18 protein-coding genes are annotated in these 20,354 nt (G+C 56.1%); 9 read left to right on the top strand and 9 right to left on the bottom strand.

Annotation, left to right across the window (positions count from 1 at the left end):
• Nucleotides 1-247: 247 nt before the first annotated feature.
• The 3 genes from mepS to VSX58_RS04640 form a co-directional block, all read right to left on the bottom strand.
• The gene (mepS, locus tag VSX58_RS04650; protein ID WP_327617014.1) at nt 248-829 is read right to left on the bottom strand and encodes a bifunctional murein DD-endopeptidase/murein LD-carboxypeptidase; all 582 of its coding nucleotides are present in this window, start codon (nt 827-829) and stop codon (nt 248-250) included.
• A gap of 435 nt (nt 830-1,264) precedes the next feature.
• Entirely contained in the window at nt 1,265-1,981 is a 717-nt protein-coding gene (locus tag VSX58_RS04645) for a phosphatase PAP2 family protein (protein WP_327617075.1), read from the bottom strand.
• Nucleotides 1,982-2,023: 42 nt separating this feature from the next.
• Nucleotides 2,024-3,010, bottom strand: coding sequence for a CobW family GTP-binding protein (locus VSX58_RS04640; protein ID WP_327617013.1), 987 nt, complete (start codon nt 3,008-3,010; stop codon nt 2,024-2,026).
• 222 nt (nt 3,011-3,232) lie between these two features.
• Here VSX58_RS04640 and VSX58_RS04635 point away from each other — a divergent pair, with 222 nt between their 5' ends.
• Complete coding sequence (locus tag VSX58_RS04635) at nt 3,233-3,556, top strand: hypothetical protein (RefSeq protein WP_327617012.1); 324 nt, start codon at nt 3,233-3,235, stop codon at nt 3,554-3,556.
• Nucleotides 3,557-3,629: 73 nt separating this feature from the next.
• Here VSX58_RS04635 and yeiP read toward each other — a convergent pair whose 3' ends face one another.
• Complete coding sequence (gene yeiP, locus VSX58_RS04630) at nt 3,630-4,202, bottom strand: elongation factor P-like protein YeiP (RefSeq protein WP_249246346.1); 573 nt, start codon at nt 4,200-4,202, stop codon at nt 3,630-3,632.
• Nucleotides 4,203-4,416: 214 nt separating this feature from the next.
• On the opposite strand from yeiP, the gene VSX58_RS04625 reads away from it, so the two are divergent.
• A complete protein-coding gene (locus VSX58_RS04625) occupies nt 4,417-4,695 on the top strand; it encodes a YkgJ family cysteine cluster protein (RefSeq protein ID WP_327617011.1) in 279 nt (92 codons plus the stop codon).
• Here the strand turns inward: VSX58_RS04625 and VSX58_RS04620 are convergent.
• Nucleotides 4,682-5,860 carry a sugar efflux transporter gene (locus VSX58_RS04620; RefSeq protein ID WP_327613224.1) on the bottom strand — a complete coding sequence of 393 codons (1,179 nt, stop codon included), beginning with the start codon at nt 5,858-5,860 and terminating at the stop codon, nt 4,682-4,684. The genes VSX58_RS04625 and VSX58_RS04620 overlap by 14 nt on opposite strands.
• 336 nt (nt 5,861-6,196) lie before the next feature.
• On the opposite strand from VSX58_RS04620, the gene fruB reads away from it, so the two are divergent.
• The 3 genes from fruB to fruA are packed head-to-tail and all read left to right on the top strand — an operon-like array spanning nt 6,197 to nt 9,976.
• On the top strand, nt 6,197-7,330 hold the full coding sequence (gene fruB / locus VSX58_RS04615) for a fused PTS fructose transporter subunit IIA/HPr protein (protein WP_327617010.1): 1,134 nt from the start codon (nt 6,197-6,199) through the stop codon (nt 7,328-7,330).
• Complete coding sequence (gene fruK / locus VSX58_RS04610; RefSeq protein WP_327613226.1) at nt 7,327-8,265, top strand: 1-phosphofructokinase; 939 nt, start codon at nt 7,327-7,329, stop codon at nt 8,263-8,265. The genes fruB and fruK overlap by 4 nt, the downstream gene beginning before the upstream one ends.
• A 16-nt stretch (nt 8,266-8,281) precedes the next feature.
• The gene (gene fruA, locus VSX58_RS04605; RefSeq protein ID WP_327617009.1) at nt 8,282-9,976 is read left to right on the top strand and encodes a PTS fructose transporter subunit IIBC; all 1,695 of its coding nucleotides are present in this window, start codon (nt 8,282-8,284) and stop codon (nt 9,974-9,976) included.
• 169 nt (nt 9,977-10,145) lie between these two features.
• On the opposite strand, the gene nfo is transcribed toward fruA, so the two are convergent.
• Entirely contained in the window at nt 10,146-11,006 is an 861-nt protein-coding gene (gene nfo, locus VSX58_RS04600) for a deoxyribonuclease IV (protein WP_327617008.1), read from the bottom strand.
• Nucleotides 11,007-11,070: 64 nt separating this feature from the next.
• Nucleotides 11,071-12,165: a YeiH family protein gene (locus VSX58_RS04595; RefSeq protein WP_327617074.1), complete on the bottom strand. Its 1,095-nt coding sequence runs from the start codon at nt 12,163-12,165 to the stop codon at nt 11,071-11,073.
• Nucleotides 12,166-12,284: 119 nt separating this feature from the next.
• On the opposite strand from VSX58_RS04595, the gene yieE reads away from it, so the two are divergent.
• The 3 genes from yieE to VSX58_RS04580 all read left to right on the top strand — a co-directional run bounded on the left by yieE (nt 12,285) and on the right by VSX58_RS04580 (nt 16,437).
• Nucleotides 12,285-13,157 (top strand): DNA-binding transcriptional regulator YeiE, encoded by an 873-nt coding sequence (gene yieE / locus VSX58_RS04590; protein ID WP_327617007.1) that lies wholly within the window; start codon nt 12,285-12,287, stop codon nt 13,155-13,157.
• A gap of 140 nt (nt 13,158-13,297) precedes the next feature.
• Nucleotides 13,298-14,788, top strand: a complete 1,491-nt coding sequence (locus VSX58_RS04585; protein ID WP_327617006.1) for an amino acid permease — start codon at nt 13,298-13,300, stop codon at nt 14,786-14,788.
• A gap of 668 nt (nt 14,789-15,456) precedes the next feature.
• Complete coding sequence (locus VSX58_RS04580; protein WP_327617005.1) at nt 15,457-16,437, top strand: NAD(P)-dependent oxidoreductase; 981 nt, start codon at nt 15,457-15,459, stop codon at nt 16,435-16,437.
• A gap of 53 nt (nt 16,438-16,490) precedes the next feature.
• Here the strand turns inward: VSX58_RS04580 and VSX58_RS04575 are convergent, their stop codons facing one another.
• The gene (locus VSX58_RS04575) at nt 16,491-17,411 is read right to left on the bottom strand and encodes an ABC transporter permease (RefSeq protein ID WP_327617073.1); all 921 of its coding nucleotides are present in this window, start codon (nt 17,409-17,411) and stop codon (nt 16,491-16,493) included.
• Nucleotides 17,412-17,482: 71 nt separating this feature from the next.
• A complete protein-coding gene (locus VSX58_RS04570; protein WP_327617003.1) occupies nt 17,483-18,997 on the bottom strand; it encodes a sugar ABC transporter ATP-binding protein in 1,515 nt (504 codons plus the stop codon).
• 250 nt (nt 18,998-19,247) lie between these two features.
• Between VSX58_RS04570 and VSX58_RS04565 the strand changes: the two genes are divergently transcribed.
• Nucleotides 19,248-20,354 (top strand): oxidoreductase, encoded by a 1,107-nt coding sequence (locus VSX58_RS04565; protein WP_327617002.1) that lies wholly within the window; start codon nt 19,248-19,250, stop codon nt 20,352-20,354.

Raw genomic sequence — 20,354 nt, 5'->3', positions numbered from 1 at the left:
TCCTGCAACGAGAATTATTTAGGGTATAAACATGCAATTTCCGCGTGTCACCCCAAAAGCCGTAACATATTGTTAATAAGATACTGTTCGTTATTTTTTATGCTAAAAAATCTCCGGGCGTGCGCGACTCTGAGAGGTGCCTTGAGGCGGCGGCCGGAAGCCAGCCATAAAAAAACGCTGCTTATCGCTAAGCAACGTTTTATTGTCTCGTTTGGTATTTTCCCGCACATCAAGGAAAGCGTCTTGATTAGCTGTTGGTTCCCTTATTCAGCACGCGACGGGCTTCGTGATAGCGTTTCTTCCAATAGGTTTCGTCCAGATTGGAGATCATAACGCCGCTGCTGGTCGAAGCATGAACAAACTGGTTGTTGCCCATATAAATACCGACATGGCGTCCGGTTGAACCGGCGCGGAACACGACAAGATCGCCCGGACGTAATTTCGTGCGCTGAATTTTCTGTCCGATTTCTTGCTGCTCATAGCTTGAGCGGGGCAGGTCCATGCCAAACTGTTCGCGGAAAGTGCGCCGAACGAATGCGGAGCAATCAATGCCGCCTTTGCTGTCGCCGCCTAAGCGGTAACGCACGCCTTTCCAACTGGCGTACTGGTTAAGCAATTTGGATTTAATATCCACATTGCGAACCAAGGCTTCAAATTCATCCTGAGAGGCTTGCAGTAAAAGGCCGTCTTTATCATTAACTGCATGCATCTCAGTTTGCGGGTTTCGGTTGTTGACGCTGTTACTACCACATGCGGAAAGCGTCATCGCTATCGCAATAGCAGGCAATGCCCGCCAGATATATCTCAGAATCGGTTGAGACTTGACCATTAGCGTTATATTTCCTTGATGTCCTTAACGATGGATATCGTTATGTAAAATGCCAAACGAAAACGAGATTCAGACTAAAACAGGGCTTGCGTTTCTCCAAACGCCGGGCGATGAAAGTGTGTTGGGAAGCACACTATTTTCCTTCCGCCGCTAGCTTAACGGGATGAAAAAAGCAAACTTTACCGAGACTACCGCATTGATAGGCAGATTGCGAGCAGTTTTAACTATTTTATTTATAAGGTTTAATGATGTAATCAGCAAAAAAATGTCGATGTGAAAAAATCTTAAATAGCGGCTCTTTTTTTAAAAAGATGTGTCAGGGAAGGAGAAAATAGAGGCAGGGCGCTAAAGCGCGTTGCGATAAGCGGAAAAAATTACCGGCGGCGAGGCCGGCCGCTTAAACGGCCGGTAAGCGGATCCTCGCGGCGGACGCTATTACGAAGGTTTTTTCTCCGGAGCGTCGTGGCAGGGCAGATAACGATGCAGCAGATTGATTAACGCATCGCTGGCCGGCGTAAGCAGCAGCCAGCTTAAGCCGACCAGCACCACCGAAAGCGAGCCCACCGCAATATCGGTAAACCAGTGGGCGCCGATCATGACGCGCGGCAGTGAGAAAATAATCACGATGGCGACGCCGATGGCGAAGGCGCCGCGGGTAAAATAGCGCAGCATAAATGCGGCGAACACCATCAGCATCATGCCGTGATCGCCCGGGAAACTGTCTTTGGAGGCATCTTTCGCCGGAATACCGCTTAGGTCGCTGACCCGGTAGATATCATGAAAATAGAGCGTCGGGCTCGCATGTTGCACCGGCAATAGGTGTCCCAGCTGATTTAATACCAAAGCGCTGAGCAGCATTACGCCGCCGATAATCAGCAAACGCCGGCGCTCGGAGGCCGCGGCCGGCAGATAAAAGGATAGATACAACAGCCCCATCGCAATCAGCGCGCAGGCGTCGAAGGCCCGCAGGTTGGTTATCGCCACCAGTTTCAGGAACAGCGGGCTTTGGATGAGAAGGTGGTTGAAATAGAAGAAAATATGGCTGTCCAAGCCAAACCAGAAACTATGGTCCGGCGGTAAATACCATGATAAAAAAAGCCCGATTCCCAATATGTTGAGCAGCAGAATAGAGAAAACGTTGCGCCGTGGCATAAAATCAATCACTCAATATCTCGATTAAAGCAAACGGCTATTTTATCCTACGGTAGTTAAACGGGCCTTTAACAACACCGACTGTAGGCTATTCCAATCGGCGGGGGCTTCATTGATAAGCTCGATGCGGCTATCGATCGGCGCGACGGCTTTCGTTTCGATGTGCAGATCGTTCCCCTGCCGGTTGACGATCAGCGTCCCTTCTTGAATTCGCATTACGCCTTTGACCCGGCTGACCGGCGACAGACGAACCCAGTCCAGCAGCGCCGCCGTGTCAAAGCGGGTTTCGGCAGAGAAAATCCAGCCGCAGGCGTAGTACCCCTGGCCCTCATTCAATGAGCGACGCCAGGGTTCGTTGCCCGGCAACCGCAGCGCGGCCAGGCCGGACGAGGCTTTATGCCGGTGATGGTGGGCGCCGTCGGGCAGTTCGCGCCTATTGCTGCGGGGCCGATCCAGCAGTTGCCGATCGATGCGTCCCTGACTGACCATCACCACCTGACGCGTATCGCTATTGTGCTGCTGCCAGCTGCGCAATGCGCGGCGATCGGCATCAAGGTAGGCGTCCTGTTTGTTGGCGACGATAATATCGGCGGCGGCCAGTTGGTCGCGGAAATTTTCGTTTTCGGTATAGCGCGTTTCGCTTAACTGGCGCGCATCCAGCAGACATAATGTTGCCTGCAACGTCAGCCAGGGCCGGTAGCTGTCGCCCGTCAGCAACGAGAGGATCTGCTTCGGATGACCCAGGCCGGTGGGTTCAATCAACAGACGGTGCGGTTTTTTTTGCTGCAGCAACATATTCAGACCGACCTGCATAGGTAATCCGTTCACGCAGCACATACAGCCGCCGGGGATCTCTTTCAATACGGCGCCGCTATCCGCCAGCAGCGCGCCGTCAATCCCGATTTCGCCAAATTCGTTAACCAATACGGCCCAGACCTCATCTGCGGGCTTCTGCGCAAGAAGGTAACGGATGGTGGTGGTTTTCCCGCTGCCGAGAAATCCGGTGATTAGATTGACTTTGGTTAGCAATATAAGCTCCTCGTTGAAACGTAATCAGAAACCGATATGGAGATGTATGGGATTGACTTATGTTACATCAGAAATCATATCAGACTGCTGGCAACGTCAGATATTACTCGCCCCGGGTATCTCGATCTGACCGACGGAGTTGTCAGCAAACGCAACATTTAATTAATGTTCCGCCCGCCTTTTGCCGATACCCAGATAGTTTCCAAAAAAGTGGAGCGGTTTATGCGTAGAGTAAAGCAATGGGCGTTGCTCGGCGGGCTGACGCTGTGTTCGTTGGCGGCGGGCGCGGCGGCGGCCTCAAGCGGTAAGGCTTCGGGGATTATCCGGTTTACCGGGCAAATCGTTGAAGCGCCTTGTGTCGTAAGTACCGAGCAAACGATGGTCAACCTGGCATGCCACCGCGATGGCAAACCGGTTTCCTATAAATATAACGCGCGTTCGCCGGTAACGGCCAACAATGCGTTGCCTGAAACGATCGAGAGCACGCGCCTGGATTGGATTAATCCCGAACGGACGATGAGCGTGCTGACGATTACCTACCGATAATCAATATGCTGTGGTATTCGCAAGCGGCGCCGCGGTGGCTATGGCGGCGCTGCTTAAACAGCGCGTTTAACGCTTATTCGGCGCGTCCCATATAGCGGCGCTCCGGAATATGAATGCGGATTTTTTCGCCGGCGCTCAGATATTCCGGCACCTGGATAGTGAGACCGGTGGCCATCGTCGCCGGTTTGTTGCGGGCGCTGGCCGATGCGCCTTTGATGCCGGGCGCCGTATCGACAATCTCCATATCTACCGTTTGCGGCAGTTCCAGCGCGATGATTTCGCCGTCCCAGCTCAGCACCTGAATACCCGGCATGCCGCCTTCGGGAATGAATAGCAACTCTTCTTCTATTTGATCTTTCTTAAAGTTGTATGGCGTGTAATCTTCATCGTCCATAAAGACGTATTCGTCGCCGTCGATATAGGAAAAGGTGACCGTCCGGCGCGTCAGGGAGATGGTGTCGAGGATATCGTCGCCCTTGAAGCGTTCTTCAACCTTTAATCCGGTGCGCACGTCGGAAAAGCGCATTTTATACAGCGTGCTGGCGCCGCGGGCGCTTGGGCTCTGAATATCGATGTCCTTCACCAGCAGCAGTTTGCCGTTATAGTTAACCGCCATACCGCGTTTAATTTCGTTCGCTCTTGCCATAAAGATTACCTGTCTATGAGGAGTGAGATTTTTGTGGCGACACGTTACTCGCGCCGCCGGATTCAGGCAAGCAGGATTTTATGCGGCGCGCGGCGCTGTCGGCGTCATTTAAGGATATAGAGCACGCGCGGCGTGAACAACCGTTGGCGTTTGCCCGCATGACTGCTATGTTGGCGGATGACTTTTTCTTTATCGCCCGCCGGAGAGCCTGCCGATGAAGTGTCGTTCCGATTGCGGCGCATGCTGCATCGCTCCCTCGATATCGACCCCGCTGCCCGGCATGCCGCACGGCAAGCCCGCCAATACGCCCTGTATTCATCTGGATGATCGAATGCGCTGCGGAATATTCCATTCGCCGCTCAGGCCGGCCGTCTGTTCGGGGCTACAGGCGCGGGCGGATATGTGCTTCAGCCACCGTGATGAGGCGCTTATTTACCTGATCAAGCTGGAGGCCGATACGGCGCCGGATGCCCGACGCGCTACGCATCTTTAATTCGCCACATGCAGTACCCGGAGCCGGCGATCATCATCAATGCGATAAAGAATGCCGCGTGATAGCTCCATATTTCCGCGACGATGCCGGCCAGCGAACCGGAAATGATCCAGCCTACGCGGCTGGTATTGGTGAAAAGCGTGGTGGCCGCGCCCGCCTGGCCGGGCATGAGATCCTGAAAATAGAGCATGCCGATCCCGGCGAGAATGCCGATAAAAATCGCGTTCAGCAATTGCAGCGTCAGCAGGGCGACTTCGCGATCGAAAAACAGCAGCCCCACATAAAACAGCAGGCCGGAGGCGATGGCCAGCCGCATCAAAAAGCGTTTGCCAAAACGGCTGGCGACATATCCCGCGACCAGCATGGCCGGGATCTCCAGCCCGGCGGCGGTACCCATCATGATTCCCGCCAGTTTTTCCGGCAGATTAAGCTCGTGTACCAGATAAAGCGGCATATTGATGAGATAAATACCGTTGCAGGTCCACATCAGCGTGCAGGCGGTAAACAGCAGCAGCGTATCCCGACGATTGTTGCGAGGCGATTCGAGCGTGGCGGCGGTCTTTACCGCCTGTTTCGGCATGGACGGAAGAAATATCCTGACCAATATCCCGCAGATCACAAATACCGCGCCTGCCGTCAGATACATGGCCGTAAAGCCGAAACCCAGCGCCAGCGCAAAGGCGAGCGGGGGGCCGATTACCCAGGAGAGTGAAATCTGGGCGCGCAATATGGAGCTGAACATCGCGGCCTCCCGGCCGGTGCGATCGGCATGCTCGCGCGCCAGCGCGAATAGCTGGGGATTCGCCGTCGAGCCAAAACTGCTGAGCAGCACGCCGACGAACAGCAGAATAAAGTAGTTGCGGTTCCAGGCGAATAATATGCAGGCCAGCGCGCCAAGCAAACAGCACTGGAAAATAAGCGTTTTGCGATCGCCCTGCCGGTCCGAGCGCGCCGCCAATATCTGGCTGACGATGATGCCGATGACCGCGCTGCCGGTATAAAACATCCCCACCAGAAACGGCCGCACCCGCACTTCATTCGTCAGAAAAAGACTGAGCGTCGGAAGCTGCAACGCGCCGGCGATTCCGGTCAGAAAGGCGATAACTAAAAACGCGGATGAAGTCAGATCGGGCTGACGTCGAGCGGAACTGACGGATGTGTGCATACGGTGACAACGCTGAAAAAGCCGGCGGAAAATGAGATGAGCGCGCCATGTTACGCCGGTTTATAAAAAAATAAAAAAACTGTTTGGATGTTTTTCTTCAGCAGCGCTTCAGCTAAATAGGTTTTTTATCTCTCGAGGATCTCGTTCGTCGGCTAAAATGTGCGTGACGTCATAAATTCGTTACGCCGATAGTGCGGAATGCTTGCATTCATGGCGTAATGGCAAGAGACTCATTGAAACGTTTCAGCGATACTTTTTTTGAAACGCTTTTCTCAATAGACACATTTTTTCTCATGAAAGCTGAAACGATTCAACTTTCAGCAAGAGAGGAGAGCTATGTTCCAGTTGTCACAGCAAGATATTCATTTGGGCGCGGTAGCCAGCAGCAAGCAGGAAGCCATACAGCTTGTTGCTTCGGCTCTGACTCAGGCCGGGTGCGTCAGCGCGGCATATGTCGACGGCATGTTGAAGCGCGAAACGCAAACATCCACTTATTTGGGGAATGGCATCGCTATCCCTCACGGCACAACGGATACTCGCGATCTGGTACTGAAAACGGGCGTCCAGGTATTTCAGTTTCCTCAGGGCGTTACCTGGGGCGAAGACCAAACGGCCTACGTCGTATTGGGCATTGCGGCACGCTCGGATGAGCATCTGGCGCTGCTGCGCCAGTTGACGCATGTGCTCAGCGACGATCGCGTCGCGGCGCGCTTGGCGAGCACCACGTCGGCGGAAGAGCTGCATGACCTGCTGATGGGCGAGCAGCAAATGCCGGAGTTCCGTTTTGATACCTCGCTGATATCGCTGGATGTGGCGACGGACAATCTGCTGACGCTACAGGCGCTGAACGCCGGTCGCCTGCAACAGGTCGGCGCCGCGGATACCCGCTTCGTCAGCCATGTCGTGAGCAATAAACCGCTTAATCTGGGACAGGGCGTCTGGTTCAGCGACAGCGCCGAAGGCAACCTCAGCAGCGCCGCCGCCGTAGCCCGTCCCGCCGCGCCTTTCGATGTCGACGGCGAATCGGTCGCGTTGCTGGTAACGGTCGCCGCGGCGGACGATCAGGTATACGCGCCGATTGATTATCTGACGAAGCTGTTAACCGAACAAAAAGCTGAACGCCTGCTGAAGGCCGATGCGCCAACCCTGCTGGCCTTGCTGACCAGCGATGTGCCGGAAGAGAACGACGTGCTGACGGAAGAGTTTACCGTACGCAACGAACATGGCTTGCACGCCCGGCCGGGCACTATGCTGGTTAACGTCATCAAGCAGTTCAGCAGCGAGATTACCGTTACCAATCTTGACGGCACGGGTAAACCGGTGAATGGACGCAGCCTGATGAAAGTTATCGCACTGGGCGTGAAGAAAGGTCACAGACTACGCTTTACGGCGAGCGGCGACGATGCCGAACAAGCGCTGGCCGCTATCGGCGAAGCGATTAATTCCGGATTGGGCGAGGGGGCAGCATGAGCAGGAGAGTCGCCACCATTACCCTGAATCCGGCTTATGATCTGGTCGGCTACTGCCCTGAAATTGAAAAGGGCGAGGTCAACCTGGTTCAGACTGCGGGTCTGCATGCCGCAGGCAAAGGTATTAACGTTGCCAAGGTGCTGAAAGACCTCGGGATTGATGTCACGGTAGGTGGGTTTCTGGGAAAAGACAATCAGGATGGTTTCCAGCAACTGTTCAGCGAACTGGGCATTGCAAACCGTTTTCAGGTTGTGCCGGGACGTACGCGTATCAATGTCAAACTGACGGAAAAAGACGGGGACGTTACCGATCTCAACTTTTCAGGGTTTGAGGTCACGCCGCAAGACTGGCAGCGTTTCGTCAACGACTCCCTGAGCTGGCTCGGACAATTCGATATGGTCGCCGTCAGCGGGAGTTTACCCGCCGGCGTCGATCCGGATGCGTTTACCGACTGGATGTCCCGGTTACGTACCCATTGTCCGTGCATTATTTTCGACAGCAGCCGCGATGCGCTGGTGGCGGGGTTGAAAGCGTCCCCGTGGCTGGTGAAACCGAACCGCCGTGAATTGGAAATTTGGGCGGGCCGCAAGCTGCCGACGCTGGATGATGTGGTCGACGCCGCGCACGCGCTGCGCGAGCAAGGCATCGCTCATGTCGTGATTTCCCTGGGCGCCGAAGGTGCGCTGTGGGTCAACGCCTCGGGCGCATGGCTGGCGAAACCGCCCGCCTGCAACGTGGTCAGCACGGTGGGCGCCGGAGACTCCATGGTCGGGGGACTGATTTATGGCTTATTAATGCGTGAGTCCAGCGAACACACGTTGCGCCTGGCAACGGCGGTTGCAGCACTTGCCGTGAGTCAAAGCAATGTTGGTATTACCGACCGTCCTCAGTTAGCTGCAATGATGGCGCGCGTCGATCTAAAACCCTTTAACTGACAGCAGGAGACGAACTATGAAAACGCTGCTGATTTTAGATAAATCACTGGGCCTGGCGAGAAGCCACCTGGTGAAAAATCTACTCGGCTCGGCCGCTGCGCAAGCAGGGCTGACGTTTACAGAACAGGCTGACGAGGCCGAACTGGCGATCGTTCTTGGCGCCGCCGCCGCCGCGGATGCGGCGCTGAATGGCAAACAGGTTTACGTGGGGGACGTCGAACTGGCCGCGAGCCAGCCGAGCGCTTTCCTGGCGAAGGCTAAAGCGGAGGCCGCGACCTATCAGGCTCAGGCGGCGGCCGCGGCACCGGCTCAGCAAAGCGGCGTGGCAAAACGTATCGTCGCCGTGACGGCGTGTCCGACGGGCGTGGCGCATACGTTTATGGCTGCGGAAGCTATTGAAACCGAAGCGAAAAAACGTGGATGGTGGGTTAAGGTCGAAACCCGCGGCTCCGTCGGGGCCGGCAATCCCATTACGCCGGAAGAGGTCGCACAGGCCGATGTGGTGATCGTCGCCGCGGATATCGAAGTCGATTTGAGCAAATTCGCCGGCAAGAAAATGTACCGCACCTCCACCGGCCTGGCGCTGAAAAAGACCGCGCAGGAACTGGATAAGGCGCTGGCGGAAGCCACGGTTTACCAGCCGAGCGGACAGAGCAGCGCCGAGGAGACCAAACAGGCTAAAAAAGGCGGCACCGGTCCTTATAGCCACCTGCTGACCGGCGTATCCTATATGCTGCCGGTGGTGGTCGCCGGCGGTCTGTGCATCGCGCTGTCGTTTATGTTCGGTATCGAAGCGTTTAAAGAACCGGGCACGCTGGCCGCCGCGCTGAAGACGGTCGGTGATTCGGCGTTTATGCTGATGGTTCCGGTATTGGCCGGGTATATCGCGTTTTCCATTGCCGACCGTCCTGGTCTGGCGCCGGGGCTGGTTGGCGGCGTGTTGGCGAATAGCATGGGGGCCGGGTTCCTGGGAGGAATCATCGCCGGTTTCCTTGCGGGTTATATTGCCAGAGCCATCAATAAGCATATCAACTTGCCGCAAAGTATGTCGGCGCTGAAGCCGATCTTGATTATCCCGCTATTGGCAACGTTGATTATGGGCTTGATCATGGTTTACGGCGTCGGTACGCCGGTAGCCAAGATCCTGACCGGTCTGACCGACTGGCTGCAATCCATGGGGACGGCGAATGCGGTGATCCTGGGCGCCCTGCTGGGCGGCATGATGTGTACCGATATGGGCGGGCCGGTAAATAAAGTGGCCTACGTATTCGGCACCACGCTGCTGAGCAGCCAGATCTATGGCCCTATGGCCGCGATTATGGCGGGGGGGATGGTGCCGCCGCTGGCGATGGGTCTGGCGACGCTGCTGGCCGGCAAGAAATTCAACCCGACGGAACGCGAAGGCGGTAAGGCGGCGCTGGTTCTGGGGCTGTGCTTTATCTCCGAAGGGGCGATTCCTTTCGCCGCCCGTGATCCTATCCGCGTATTGCCGTGCAGCATCATCGGCGGCGCGCTGACCGGCGCTATTTCGATGGCGGTCGGCGCTAAGTTGATGGCGCCGCACGGCGGTCTGTTCGTGCTGCTGATCCCTGGCGCGATTACGCCGGTACTGGGCTATCTGTTCGCCATTATCGCCGGGAGCGTGGTGGCGGGCGTGTTGTACGCGTTGCTGAAACGTCCGGATGAACAACCGGTGAAAACGGCCGCTTAATCAGAGCGCGAGTCGTTATACCGGGAGGTAGAAAACAGGCGCCGCTGGGGCAATCCGGCGGCGCCTGTTTCGTTTTAGAACCTTCGTACTTCAAGCTGCATAGCGCAGACGCTTATTCGTCCTTGAATGGCCCGGTCGCTGGAGCCGCCGCAAGCCGCGTTCGAGGCGCTTACTTTGGCGTAGCTGAGTGCGTATCCTGCGACTTGAGCCAGGTTATTTCCTGCGCCCAGATATCGGGGTTGACGGTCTCCAGAATCAACGGAATGCCGTCGAAACGCGCATCGCCCATGATATAGCTGAAAGCGGTTTTGCCGATGTTTCCCTCTCCCAGGCTGTGGTGACGGTCTACCCGGCTATTGAATTCGCTTTTCGCGTCGTTCAGATGCATGCCGCGCAAATAACCAAATCCGACGACCCGCTCGAACTCGGCGAAGGTTTTTTCACACGCGTCTTTGCTGCGTAAATCATAGCCGCCGGCAAAGGCATGACAGGTGTCGATGCAGACCCCCACGCGGCTTTTATCTTCAACCTCATCAATAATGGCGGCCAGATGTTCAAAACGGAATCCCAGATTGCTGCCTTGCCCGGCGGTGTTTTCGATCACCGCCGTGACCCCTTGCGTCGCCGCCAGCGCGATATTAATCGATGCGGCGATCCGGGACAGGCAGCGCGCTTCGTCAATCTGCTTCAGGTGGCTGCCGGGGTGGAAATTCAGCAGCGTCAGCCCCAGCTGTTGGCAACGCGCCATCTCGTCGATAAAGGCGGCGCGCGACTTCTCCAGCGCTTCCGTCTCCGGGTGGCCGAGGTTAATCAGGTAGCTGTCGTGCGGTAAAATCTGCGCCGGCGTATAGCCATAGTCCAGACACGCGGATTTAAAGCGTGCAATCACATCCGGCGCTAATGGCGCAGCTTGCCACTGGCGCTGATTTTTGGTGAACAGGGCGAAAGCCGTCGCTTCCAGCTCATGAGCGCGTATGACGGCCCGATCGACGCCGCCCGCCGCGCTGACGTGCGCACCTACGTATTTCATGCTCTTCTCCTCTTGATGACGGAGCATTATGGCATCGTCGCCCGGGTTAACCAGTCGTTAAGCGTTAATTTATCGATGCCTGGCTGAATAAGCGGTCAAAAGTCAGATTAATGCCCGCGCCGGCGACAACCAGCCAGATAAATAACAGCAGCGCCAGCAGCAGCGGTTTTGTCCCGGCATTACGGATGTCGCTAATGCGGGTGGTTAGCCCCAATGCTATCATCGCCATGGTCAGCAGCAGATTATCCAGCCGGGTTAATGCGCTGGTCAGCGCCGGCGAGAACACATCGGTTGAATTGAGCGCGGCGGCGGCGGCAAACCCTAGCGCAAACCAGGGAAAAACCAGCGCAACCGATTCTAGCGCGGCCGGCGCGGTTTTTTGCCGCGTTATTTTTAGCGCCATGCCGAGCAACAGCAGGAACGGGGCCAGCATCATGACGCGCAGCATTTTGCTGATAACGGCGATATTTTCTGTTTCAGCGCCAATTGCGTGTCCGGCGGCGACAACCTGAGCAACCTCATGCAGCGTCGAGCCCAGATAGATGCCGAAGGTTTGCGGATTGAAAGACAACCAGTGATAATAAAGATTAAGCTGGTATAGCCAGGGGTATAGGAACATCGCCGTCGTGCCGAAAATAACGACGGTTGAAACGGCAACCGCAATTTTGTCTCCAGACGCTTTCACCACGGGGGCCGTCGCCATAACCGCCGCCGCTCCGCAGATACTGCTGCCTGCGCCAATGAGGATGACGGTTTCATCGTCGAGTTTAAATACCCTGCGGCCGAGCCAACAGGCGAGCAGGAAAGTGGATGTCACGATGGTGAAGTCGATGGCGACGCCCGTGATGCCGATGGCGGCAATTTGCTGAAAATTAAGTCGAAATCCGTAGAGTATAATGCCCCATCGCAGCAGATGTCGTTTTGCCCACTGCGCGCCCGGATCGCACAATGCGCGTGTCCATGGATATACCGTATTACCCAGTATGACACCTGCCACGATTGCCAGTGTTAATGTGCCTGGTCCCCACAGTACGACTTTCGGTATTGCCGCCAGCCAAAGAAGAATGTATGTCGTTAAACCTATTATTAATAGGCCTGGGAGAATCTGAATTGTTCGGTTGCGACACTGAGTAAGCTGTTGGACGGCGGGAATAGCCATCATTTTATTTACCTGTTCCGAGAATAATTAATCGATGTCCAATCCTATTATCAGAGCAGTTAAAAGAGTAATTGATTATATATTTATAACTTATAGGTATTTCAGATAAAGAGCCTGCTATGCATATCACATTACGTCAGTTGGAAGTGTTTACTGAAGTCCTGAAAAGTGGTTCAACCACTCAGGCCTCGGTCGTACTCGCTCTTTCTCAATCCGCGGTCAGCGCCGCGCTGGCCGATCTGGAAGGGCAGTTGGGGGTTCAATTATTTGATCGCGTCGGCAAGCGGCTGGTCGTCAATGAGCACGGCCGTCTGCTTTATCCCAAGGCCTTGTCGCTGCTTGAACAGTCAGCGGAGATTGAGCAACTTTTTCGCCGTGACAACGGCGCCTTGCGCATTTATGCCAGCAGCACCATCGGCAACTACCTGTTGCCGGCCATGATTGCCCGCTATCGCCATGATTTTCCTGAAATTCCTCTGGAATTGCATGTCGGCAACACCCAGGATGTGATCGCCAGCGTATCCGAGTTTAGCGTCGATCTCGGGCTGATCGAAGGGCCGTGTCACCATCCCGATTTGGTGACGCTGCCCTGGATGGAGGATGAACTGGTGGTATTCTGCGCGCCGACGCACCCGCTCAGTCAGCAGACGCTCTCTTTATCGGCGCTGAACGACGTTCCCTGGGTTTTACGCGAGCCCGGATCCGGGACGCGTGAGGTGCTCGACCATCTGCTATTGGCGCAGTTGCCGCGCTTCCGTCTCGTGATGGAGCTGGGCAATTCAGAGGCGATTAAACACGCGGTGCGCCATGGCATCGGCGTGAGCTGCCTGTCGCGCCATGTTATCGCCGAACAGTTGGAGATGGGCTCGCTGGTTGAGTTACCGATTCCGCTGCCTAAATTTACGCGCACGCTGTATCTGGTGCACCATCGGCAGAAGCATCTTTCCAATGTTCTGCAGCGTTTCCTAAGCTACTGCCGCGATGCGGAATAACGGCAGCGGAAAAATAGGTATTGCTAATGATCGGTCTTGAGTTATGAACCTAACTTATAACTCGACGATCCCGGCGATCCTGATTCGGGCTATTTGTTACAATCCCGCCTCAATTTTTAGCAAGAGCAGTCAGGACAATAATGGCTCAGCAAGATATTCAGCATTCTGTTCAGGGTAGAACATCCCTGCGCCGTGAGCTTAAAGCACGGCATTTGACGATGATCGCGATCGGCGGTTCGATTGGCACCGGATTGTTTGTCGCATCCGGCGCCACGGTTTCGCAGGCCGGGCCGGGCGGAGCCCTGCTATCCTATGTTCTTATCGGCGTCATGGTCTATTTTTTGATGACCAGCCTCGGTGAGCTGGCGGCATTTATACCGGTGTCCGGTTCGTTCGCCACTTATGGCTCCCGCTATGTTGAAGAGGGTTTTGGCTTCGCGCTGGGCTGGAATTATTGGTACAACTGGGCGGTGACGATTGCGGTCGACCTGGTTGCCGCGCAGTTGGTGATGGGATATTGGTTCCCGGACGTTCCCGGCTGGATATGGAGCGCGCTATTTCTGGCGGTGATGGTGTTATTGAACATCATTTCGGTAAAAGGCTTCGGCGAAGCCGAATATTGGTTCTCGCTGATCAAAGTGGTGACGGTGGTGATTTTTATCGCCGTCGGCGTTCTGATGATCGCGGGCATTTTGCGCGGCGCGGAAAATGCGGGAATACATAACTGGCAGATTGGGGACGCGCCCTTCGCGGGCGGATTTTCGGCTATGGTCGGCGTGGCGATGATTGTGGGCTTTTCATTCCAGGGAACCGAACTGATCGGCGTGGCGGCCGGGGAGTCGGAAGATCCGCAGAAAAATATTCCACGGGCGATCCGCCAGGTATTCTGGCGTATTCTTCTGTTTTATATCTTCGCCATTTTAATTATCAGCCTGATTATTCCGTATACCGATCCCAACCTGCTGCGCAACGACGTCAAAGATATCGCCGTCAGCCCGTTTACGCTGGTTTTTCAGCATGCCGGCCTGCTGTCTGCGGCCGCGGTAATGAATGCCGTTATCCTCACGGCGGTGCTGTCGGCGGGGAATTCCGGAATGTACGCCTGTACCCGCATGCTGTTTACCCTGGCGCGCGAAGGAAAGGCGCCGCGTATTTTCGCCAAGCTCTCCAGCGGCGGGGTGCCGCGCAATGCGTTGTATGCCACCACCGTGGTCGCCGCGCTGTGCTTCCTGTCGTCTATGTACGGCAACCAGACGGTGTACCTCTGGCTATTGAATACGTCCGGCATGACGGGCTTTATCGCCTGGCTGGGGATCGCCATCAGCCATTACCGTTTTCGTCGCGGCTATGTTAAGGCCGGCTTTGATTTAAGCCGTCTTCCCTATCTTTCCAGTTTCTTTCCGCTGGGGCCGCTGTTCGCCTTCGTGCTCTGCCTGGTGATTACGCTGGGGCAGAACTATCAGGCTTTTCTGGAAGATAAAATCGACTGGTACGGCGTTACGGCTACCTATATCGGCATTCCGCTGTTCCTGCTGATTTGGTTCGGTTATAAACTTTCCCGCGGCACGCATTTCATCAGATATGAAGATATGACTTTTCCCGATCACGATGAGTCAAAATCAGACTGTTGACAAAGTTAGAGATTACTCGCCCCGTTAGCGGGGCTTGCCCTGCGGGCCGCCGCAAGCGGCGTTCAAAAGCGCACGCGTTTTTGTCAGGGGAAACGCGGGGATGCCTCACCTCCATGGTCGTCCCGAGTCTCTCGGTCCGACAGACGAGGTTGTCAGCAAACTCGTCGAAATAACCTTTTCTATTGCCTGGCGGACGCCAGGCAATTTTTTTTATCCCCTGCGTTTTGCAAGTCGCCGATCGGCATTAAATGCATAATGAATGAAATTCATTATGTCAGGCATTGTTAATTGTTCCGTTGCTGTCTACTCTGTTACCACCCATGCGGTATGGGGCACCATGTAATGAGAATATGTTTAACCTCCGGTAATTTTTTTAAGGAAATAATTAATGCGCTATGTTTTCGGCGCGTAAATATAAACGATTAATCTCCTACTTTATTTAGCGGAGGTCGGCGAGGCGGGTTGTGATAAATAGATGTCGTTATCACGTCTCAAATAATTCTCGTTGCAGGACAAAAACGCCGACGTGTTTTTGAACGGCGCCTGCGCCGCCCCGGAGGGGGAGGCCATAAGGACGAACAGCGAAGTCAACGCACCTGCGGCTTGAAGTATGGAGGGGATATCGATATTCAGGCCTTGCCGTATAAATAATAATCAGAGTGGACGCGATGCTGGAAATTACTTTTTTGGACAGGGGCGCGTTGCCTGAAACCATTTTTTTGAAAAAGAATAGTTTTAGGCGGCCGCAATGCCGCCATCAATGGATCGAATATGATTATACCGCGCCCGATCAGGTTATCGTCCGGGCAAAAAACAGCGATATCATTATCACCAATAAAACCGTATTAACCCGGGAAACCCTGTCGGCGTTGCCCTCCTTAAAGCTGATTGCGGTAGCCGCGGCCGGGACGAAGAGCATTGATACCGCGGCGGCCGCTGAGCTGGGGATCGCCGTAAAAAACGTGCCGAACTATTTTACCCAGGCGGTTTCTGAACATACCATCGCCCTGATCTTCGCCCTGAAGCGTAACCTGAACGCCTGGTATCGCGACCTGCTTGACGACCGCTGGGCGAGGGCGTCGCAGTTCTCTTATTTTAACCATCCGGTAAAAGATATCGCCGGCTCAACGCTTGGCGTCATCGGCGCCGGCGCGGTGGGGCGCGAGGTCGCCCGCCTGGCGACGGCGCTGGGGATGAAGCCGCTATTCGCCGAACGTCAAGGGGCGGCGACGTGTCGGCAGGGCTATTTGCCGTTTGAGCAGGTATTGCAATCGGCGGACGTTATTTCGCTACACTGCCCGCTAAGCGATGAAACCCGCGGTCTGATCAACGCGCGAACGCTGGCATTGTGCAAGCCGACGGTCGCCATTGTGAACACGGCCGGCGGCGGGCTGATCGATGAAGCGGCGCTGTTGTCCGCGTTGGAGCGGCGCACCGTCTCCGGCGCCGCATTGGACTGCCTGGCGCAGGAAGCGTTTTCCTGTGCGGATCCGCTGGTGGCGGCGGCGAAGAGGTTGCCTAACCTGTTGATTACGCCGAATATCGGCTGGACTTCGGCTTCAGCGCTGCAGATTTTGCTGGAAAGGACGATCGAAAATATTGATGAGTTCGTGCAGCAAAAAGGTATGGATAACGGCGGCGGACGCTGACTCAGGCAAGCGTCCGTAAATGAGCGTCGTGGGTTATTGACGGCGCTGGACGCTCAGCGTTTCTGGATGTAGGTGATCGCCAGGGCGAGGGCCAGCACCAGGCCTTTGATGATATCCATGGCGTAATAGGGCACGGAAAGCATCACCAGACCGTTTTGCAGCACGCCGAGAATGACCGCGCCGACCAGCGTGCCCAAGGCGTTCGGTTTGCCCGAACCGGCCAGAGAGAAGCCAATATAGGCGGCGGCGACGGCGTCCATTAAATAGCCGCCGCCGGCATTAACCTGCGAAGAGCCGATACGCGAGGCCAATAAAATCCCCCCCAGCGCCGCCAGCAAGGAAGAGAGCACATAGGCCTGAATCCGATAGCGCGCCGTTCTGATGCCGACCAGACGCGCCGCCTCAGGGTTGCCGCCGATGGCGTACATGCGGCGGCCGTGCTTGGTGAGCGACAGATAGAGCTGAACGATGACGGTCACCGCCAGCATAATGACGACGATCACCGGAACCTGCCCCAGCGCGGAAAAAAACTCAGGAATGACGCCTTCGGCCATTTCGCCGCTCGGCAGCGCCATATTTTGCGTGATGGAGCCGCCGTAGCTGTAGGTCATGGCGACGCCCTGAATGACAAATAGGCTGGCGAGCGTCGCCAGCATATCGGGAATTTTCAGCGCCACGATAAGAAACGCGTTGAACAGTCCCACCAGCGTACACAGCAGCAGCGTCAGAACGATCGCCCCCGTCGTGCCGAATCCATGCCAGACGAACAGCGAGATCACCAGCGCATTGGCCAGCGAGGCGGTTGAACCCACGGAGAGATCGAACCCACCCACCGACAGAGAGATGGATACGCCGATCGCGATTACGGTTACGATGGCGATCGAACGCAGGATATTGATGATGTTGTAGGGATCGAGAAAGTTATCCGACGCCAGACCGAAAAGCGCGACCAGCGCGACGACGGTGATCGGCATGCCCCATTTATACAAAAAGTCGAAAAAACGGTGGCGCCAGGGGAGAACCCCGTTAGGTGAAAGTGGCTGACTCACGGGGGAGTTCCTCCGGTTGAATACAATAGTAGTGTTTCTTCGTCAATGGTTGACGCGTCCAGTTCGGCGACGATTCGCCCATCCCACAGTACGCAGATGCGATCGCACAGGCCGACGAGCTCGGAAAATTCGCCCGAGGCGTAGATAATGCCTTTACCCTGCCGGGCCAGGCCGTCGATCAGCGCGAACAGATCCTGTTTGGCCTTGATATCGACGCCCTTGGTGGGCTCATCAAAGATCAGCACCCGCGCTTCGCTGCGCAGCCATTTACCGATGGCCACCTTCTGTTGATTGCCGCCCGATAGCCGCGCCAGTTTTTGCATCGGCCCGGCGGCGCGAATCGTTAAGCGCGCAACGATCTGTTTTGCCCAGGATAGCGCCTGACGGCGGCTGAACACGCCCCAGCGGGAAAAACTGTCGCTGGCGCCGATGCTGAGATTCATGGCGACGGATTCGTCAATAAAGATACCTTCCCTGCGCCGCTCTTCCGGCACCAGGGCGATGCCCTGCTCAACGGAGCGATGGGGCGAATGGGGACGCCAGGGCGCGCCGTTATATTCGCCTTGCTCGATCCGGCTGGGCGTCGCGCCGAACAGCGCCTTGCACAGCTCGGTTTTTCCCGCGCCCGCCAGTCCGGCGACGCCGAGGATTTCGCCTTTACGCAGCGTGAGCGAGATATCCCGCAGCAGGGTTTCGTCATGCAGCCCTTTAACCTGCAGCAGAGGCGTAGATAACGGCGTGCGCCGACGCGGCGGGAAAATAGCCTCCAGCCGGTGTCCCAGCATTCTCTCGACGATCTGCTCTCCGCTGAGCCCTTGCATCGCGCCGCTGCTGACGAATTCGCCGTCACGCAGCACCGTCAGCGTGTCGCAAATCTCGCTGAGCTCATGAATACGGTGAGAAATGAAAACGATACCGATGCCCGCCGCCTGTAAACGCCGCGCCACCTGAAACAGGCGCGCGCTTTCTTCCCGATCGAGCGGCGCCGTCGGCTCATCCAAAATTAAAAAACGGCATTGGTGGGATAAGGCTCTGGCTAACAGAATCTGCTGTTTTTCCGCCAGCGAACAGCGCTCCAGTCGTTGGCGTAGATTCAGGCGGATGCCGAGCTGGTCGAGCAGCGCCTGCGCCTGGCGATAGACCTGGCGCCAGTTGAGCACATGGCCGTTTTGCGCCAGCGTATCCAGCATAATATTCTCCGCCACCGACAGCGTAGGCACCAGGGCGACATCCACCTCCTGCTGCACCAAATGGATGCCGTGCCGTTTGGCCGCGCGCGGCGAATAGATATCAACCCGTGAGCCATCGATAATGATCTCGCCGCTGTAGTGGCGGTAAGCGCCGGACAGAATGGTCATCAGCGTCGATTTACCCGCGCCGTTGGCGCCGGTTAATGCATGAATAGAGCCGCCCTCCAGTATGAAATCAACCTGTTTCAGCGCATGAAAGCCAGAAAATGAGATGGAAATGTTGCGCATTTCCAGTCGCGTTCGATGGGGCTGAGATGTCATGTTCAGTCACGCTCTTGGCGGTGTGTATCGGCAAAAAAACTGGCCTGAAATGTAACACAGAACTAACATGATGCAATTCGGATTCAGCGTGAGAAGGGCGCTAATCTATGAATGAAAAAAGAATAAGTTAAGCAAAAAAATTCTTAAATCATGCCGGGCAAGTGAATAAGATGGCGTTATCAATCATTCCCCTGATTACCGCCGTCTCTTATCTTAACTGTTGGCGCGGCAGCGCGAGGAACATCAGAACATGAACACAACGGCAATCCGTGTACAGGTCGGACCGGCCAACTATTTTTCTTTCTCCGGCGCCATCGATAAGCTGCTGGATTTTTATTCGCCGGATATTCTGAACAATGCGTTATGGATATACGGCGAGCGGGCGTTGACGGCGGCGCGGCCTTACCTTCCCGCTGAATTCGATGCGCCGTCGGCGCGGCGGGCGCTGTTCGGCGCGCACTGCAGCGAGGGCGAAGTGGCGAAGTTGGCGGCGCAGGCGCGGGACGACTGCCGGGTGGTGATTGGCATCGGCGGCGGTGCGGTGCTGGACACGGCGAAAGTGGTGGCGCGCAAAATCGGCGCGCCGCTGGTGGCGATCCCGACGATTGCCGCGACCTGCGCCGCCTGGACGCCGCTTTCCGTATGGTATAGCGATGAGGGGCAGGCGCTGCGCTTCGAGATTTTCAGCGACGCCAACCACCTGGTGCTGGTGGAGCCGCGCATTATCCTGGCGGCTCCGGTGGAATATCTGTTGGCCGGCGTGGGGGATACCCTGGCGAAGTGGTATGAAGCGGTGGTGTTGAGCCCCCGTCCTGAAACCTTGCCGCTGACCGCGCGGCTCGGGCTGCAAACTGCGTTGGCCATCCGCGACGTGCTGCTGCAAAAAAGCGCGTCGGCCCTGGAGGCGGCGGCGGCCGGTACGCTGACGCAGGACTTTCTTGACGTCGTCGACGCCATTATCGCCGGCGGCGGCATGGTCGGCGGGCTGGGAGAGCGCTACACGCGGGTGGCCGCCGCGCATGCGGTGCATAACGGGTTAACGGTCTTGCCGCAGACCGAAGCCTTTTTGCATGGCACCAAAGTCGCGTACGGCATTCTGGTGCAAAGCGCGCTACAAGGGGATATCGACACGCTACGGCAGCTGAAGTCCGCCTTTAAGCGGTTCGGACTGCCGACTTCGCTGGCCGAACTGAATGTGGATATTCACGATCGCGCCTCTATTCAGGCCGTGGTTAAGCGCGCGCTGCAGCCGGGGGAGTCGATTCACTATCTGCCGTTGGCGCTGAACGATTCCGTATTGTCAGACGCGCTTAAAACGGTGGAAAGCGTCGGCGCGGCCGAGAGCGCGCTTGATTGA

This window comes from Brenneria populi (genome assembly GCF_036016195.1).
Taxonomy (GTDB): domain Bacteria; phylum Pseudomonadota; class Gammaproteobacteria; order Enterobacterales; family Enterobacteriaceae; genus Brenneria; species Brenneria populi.
This window is presented reverse-complemented; position numbering and strand designations above follow the sequence as displayed.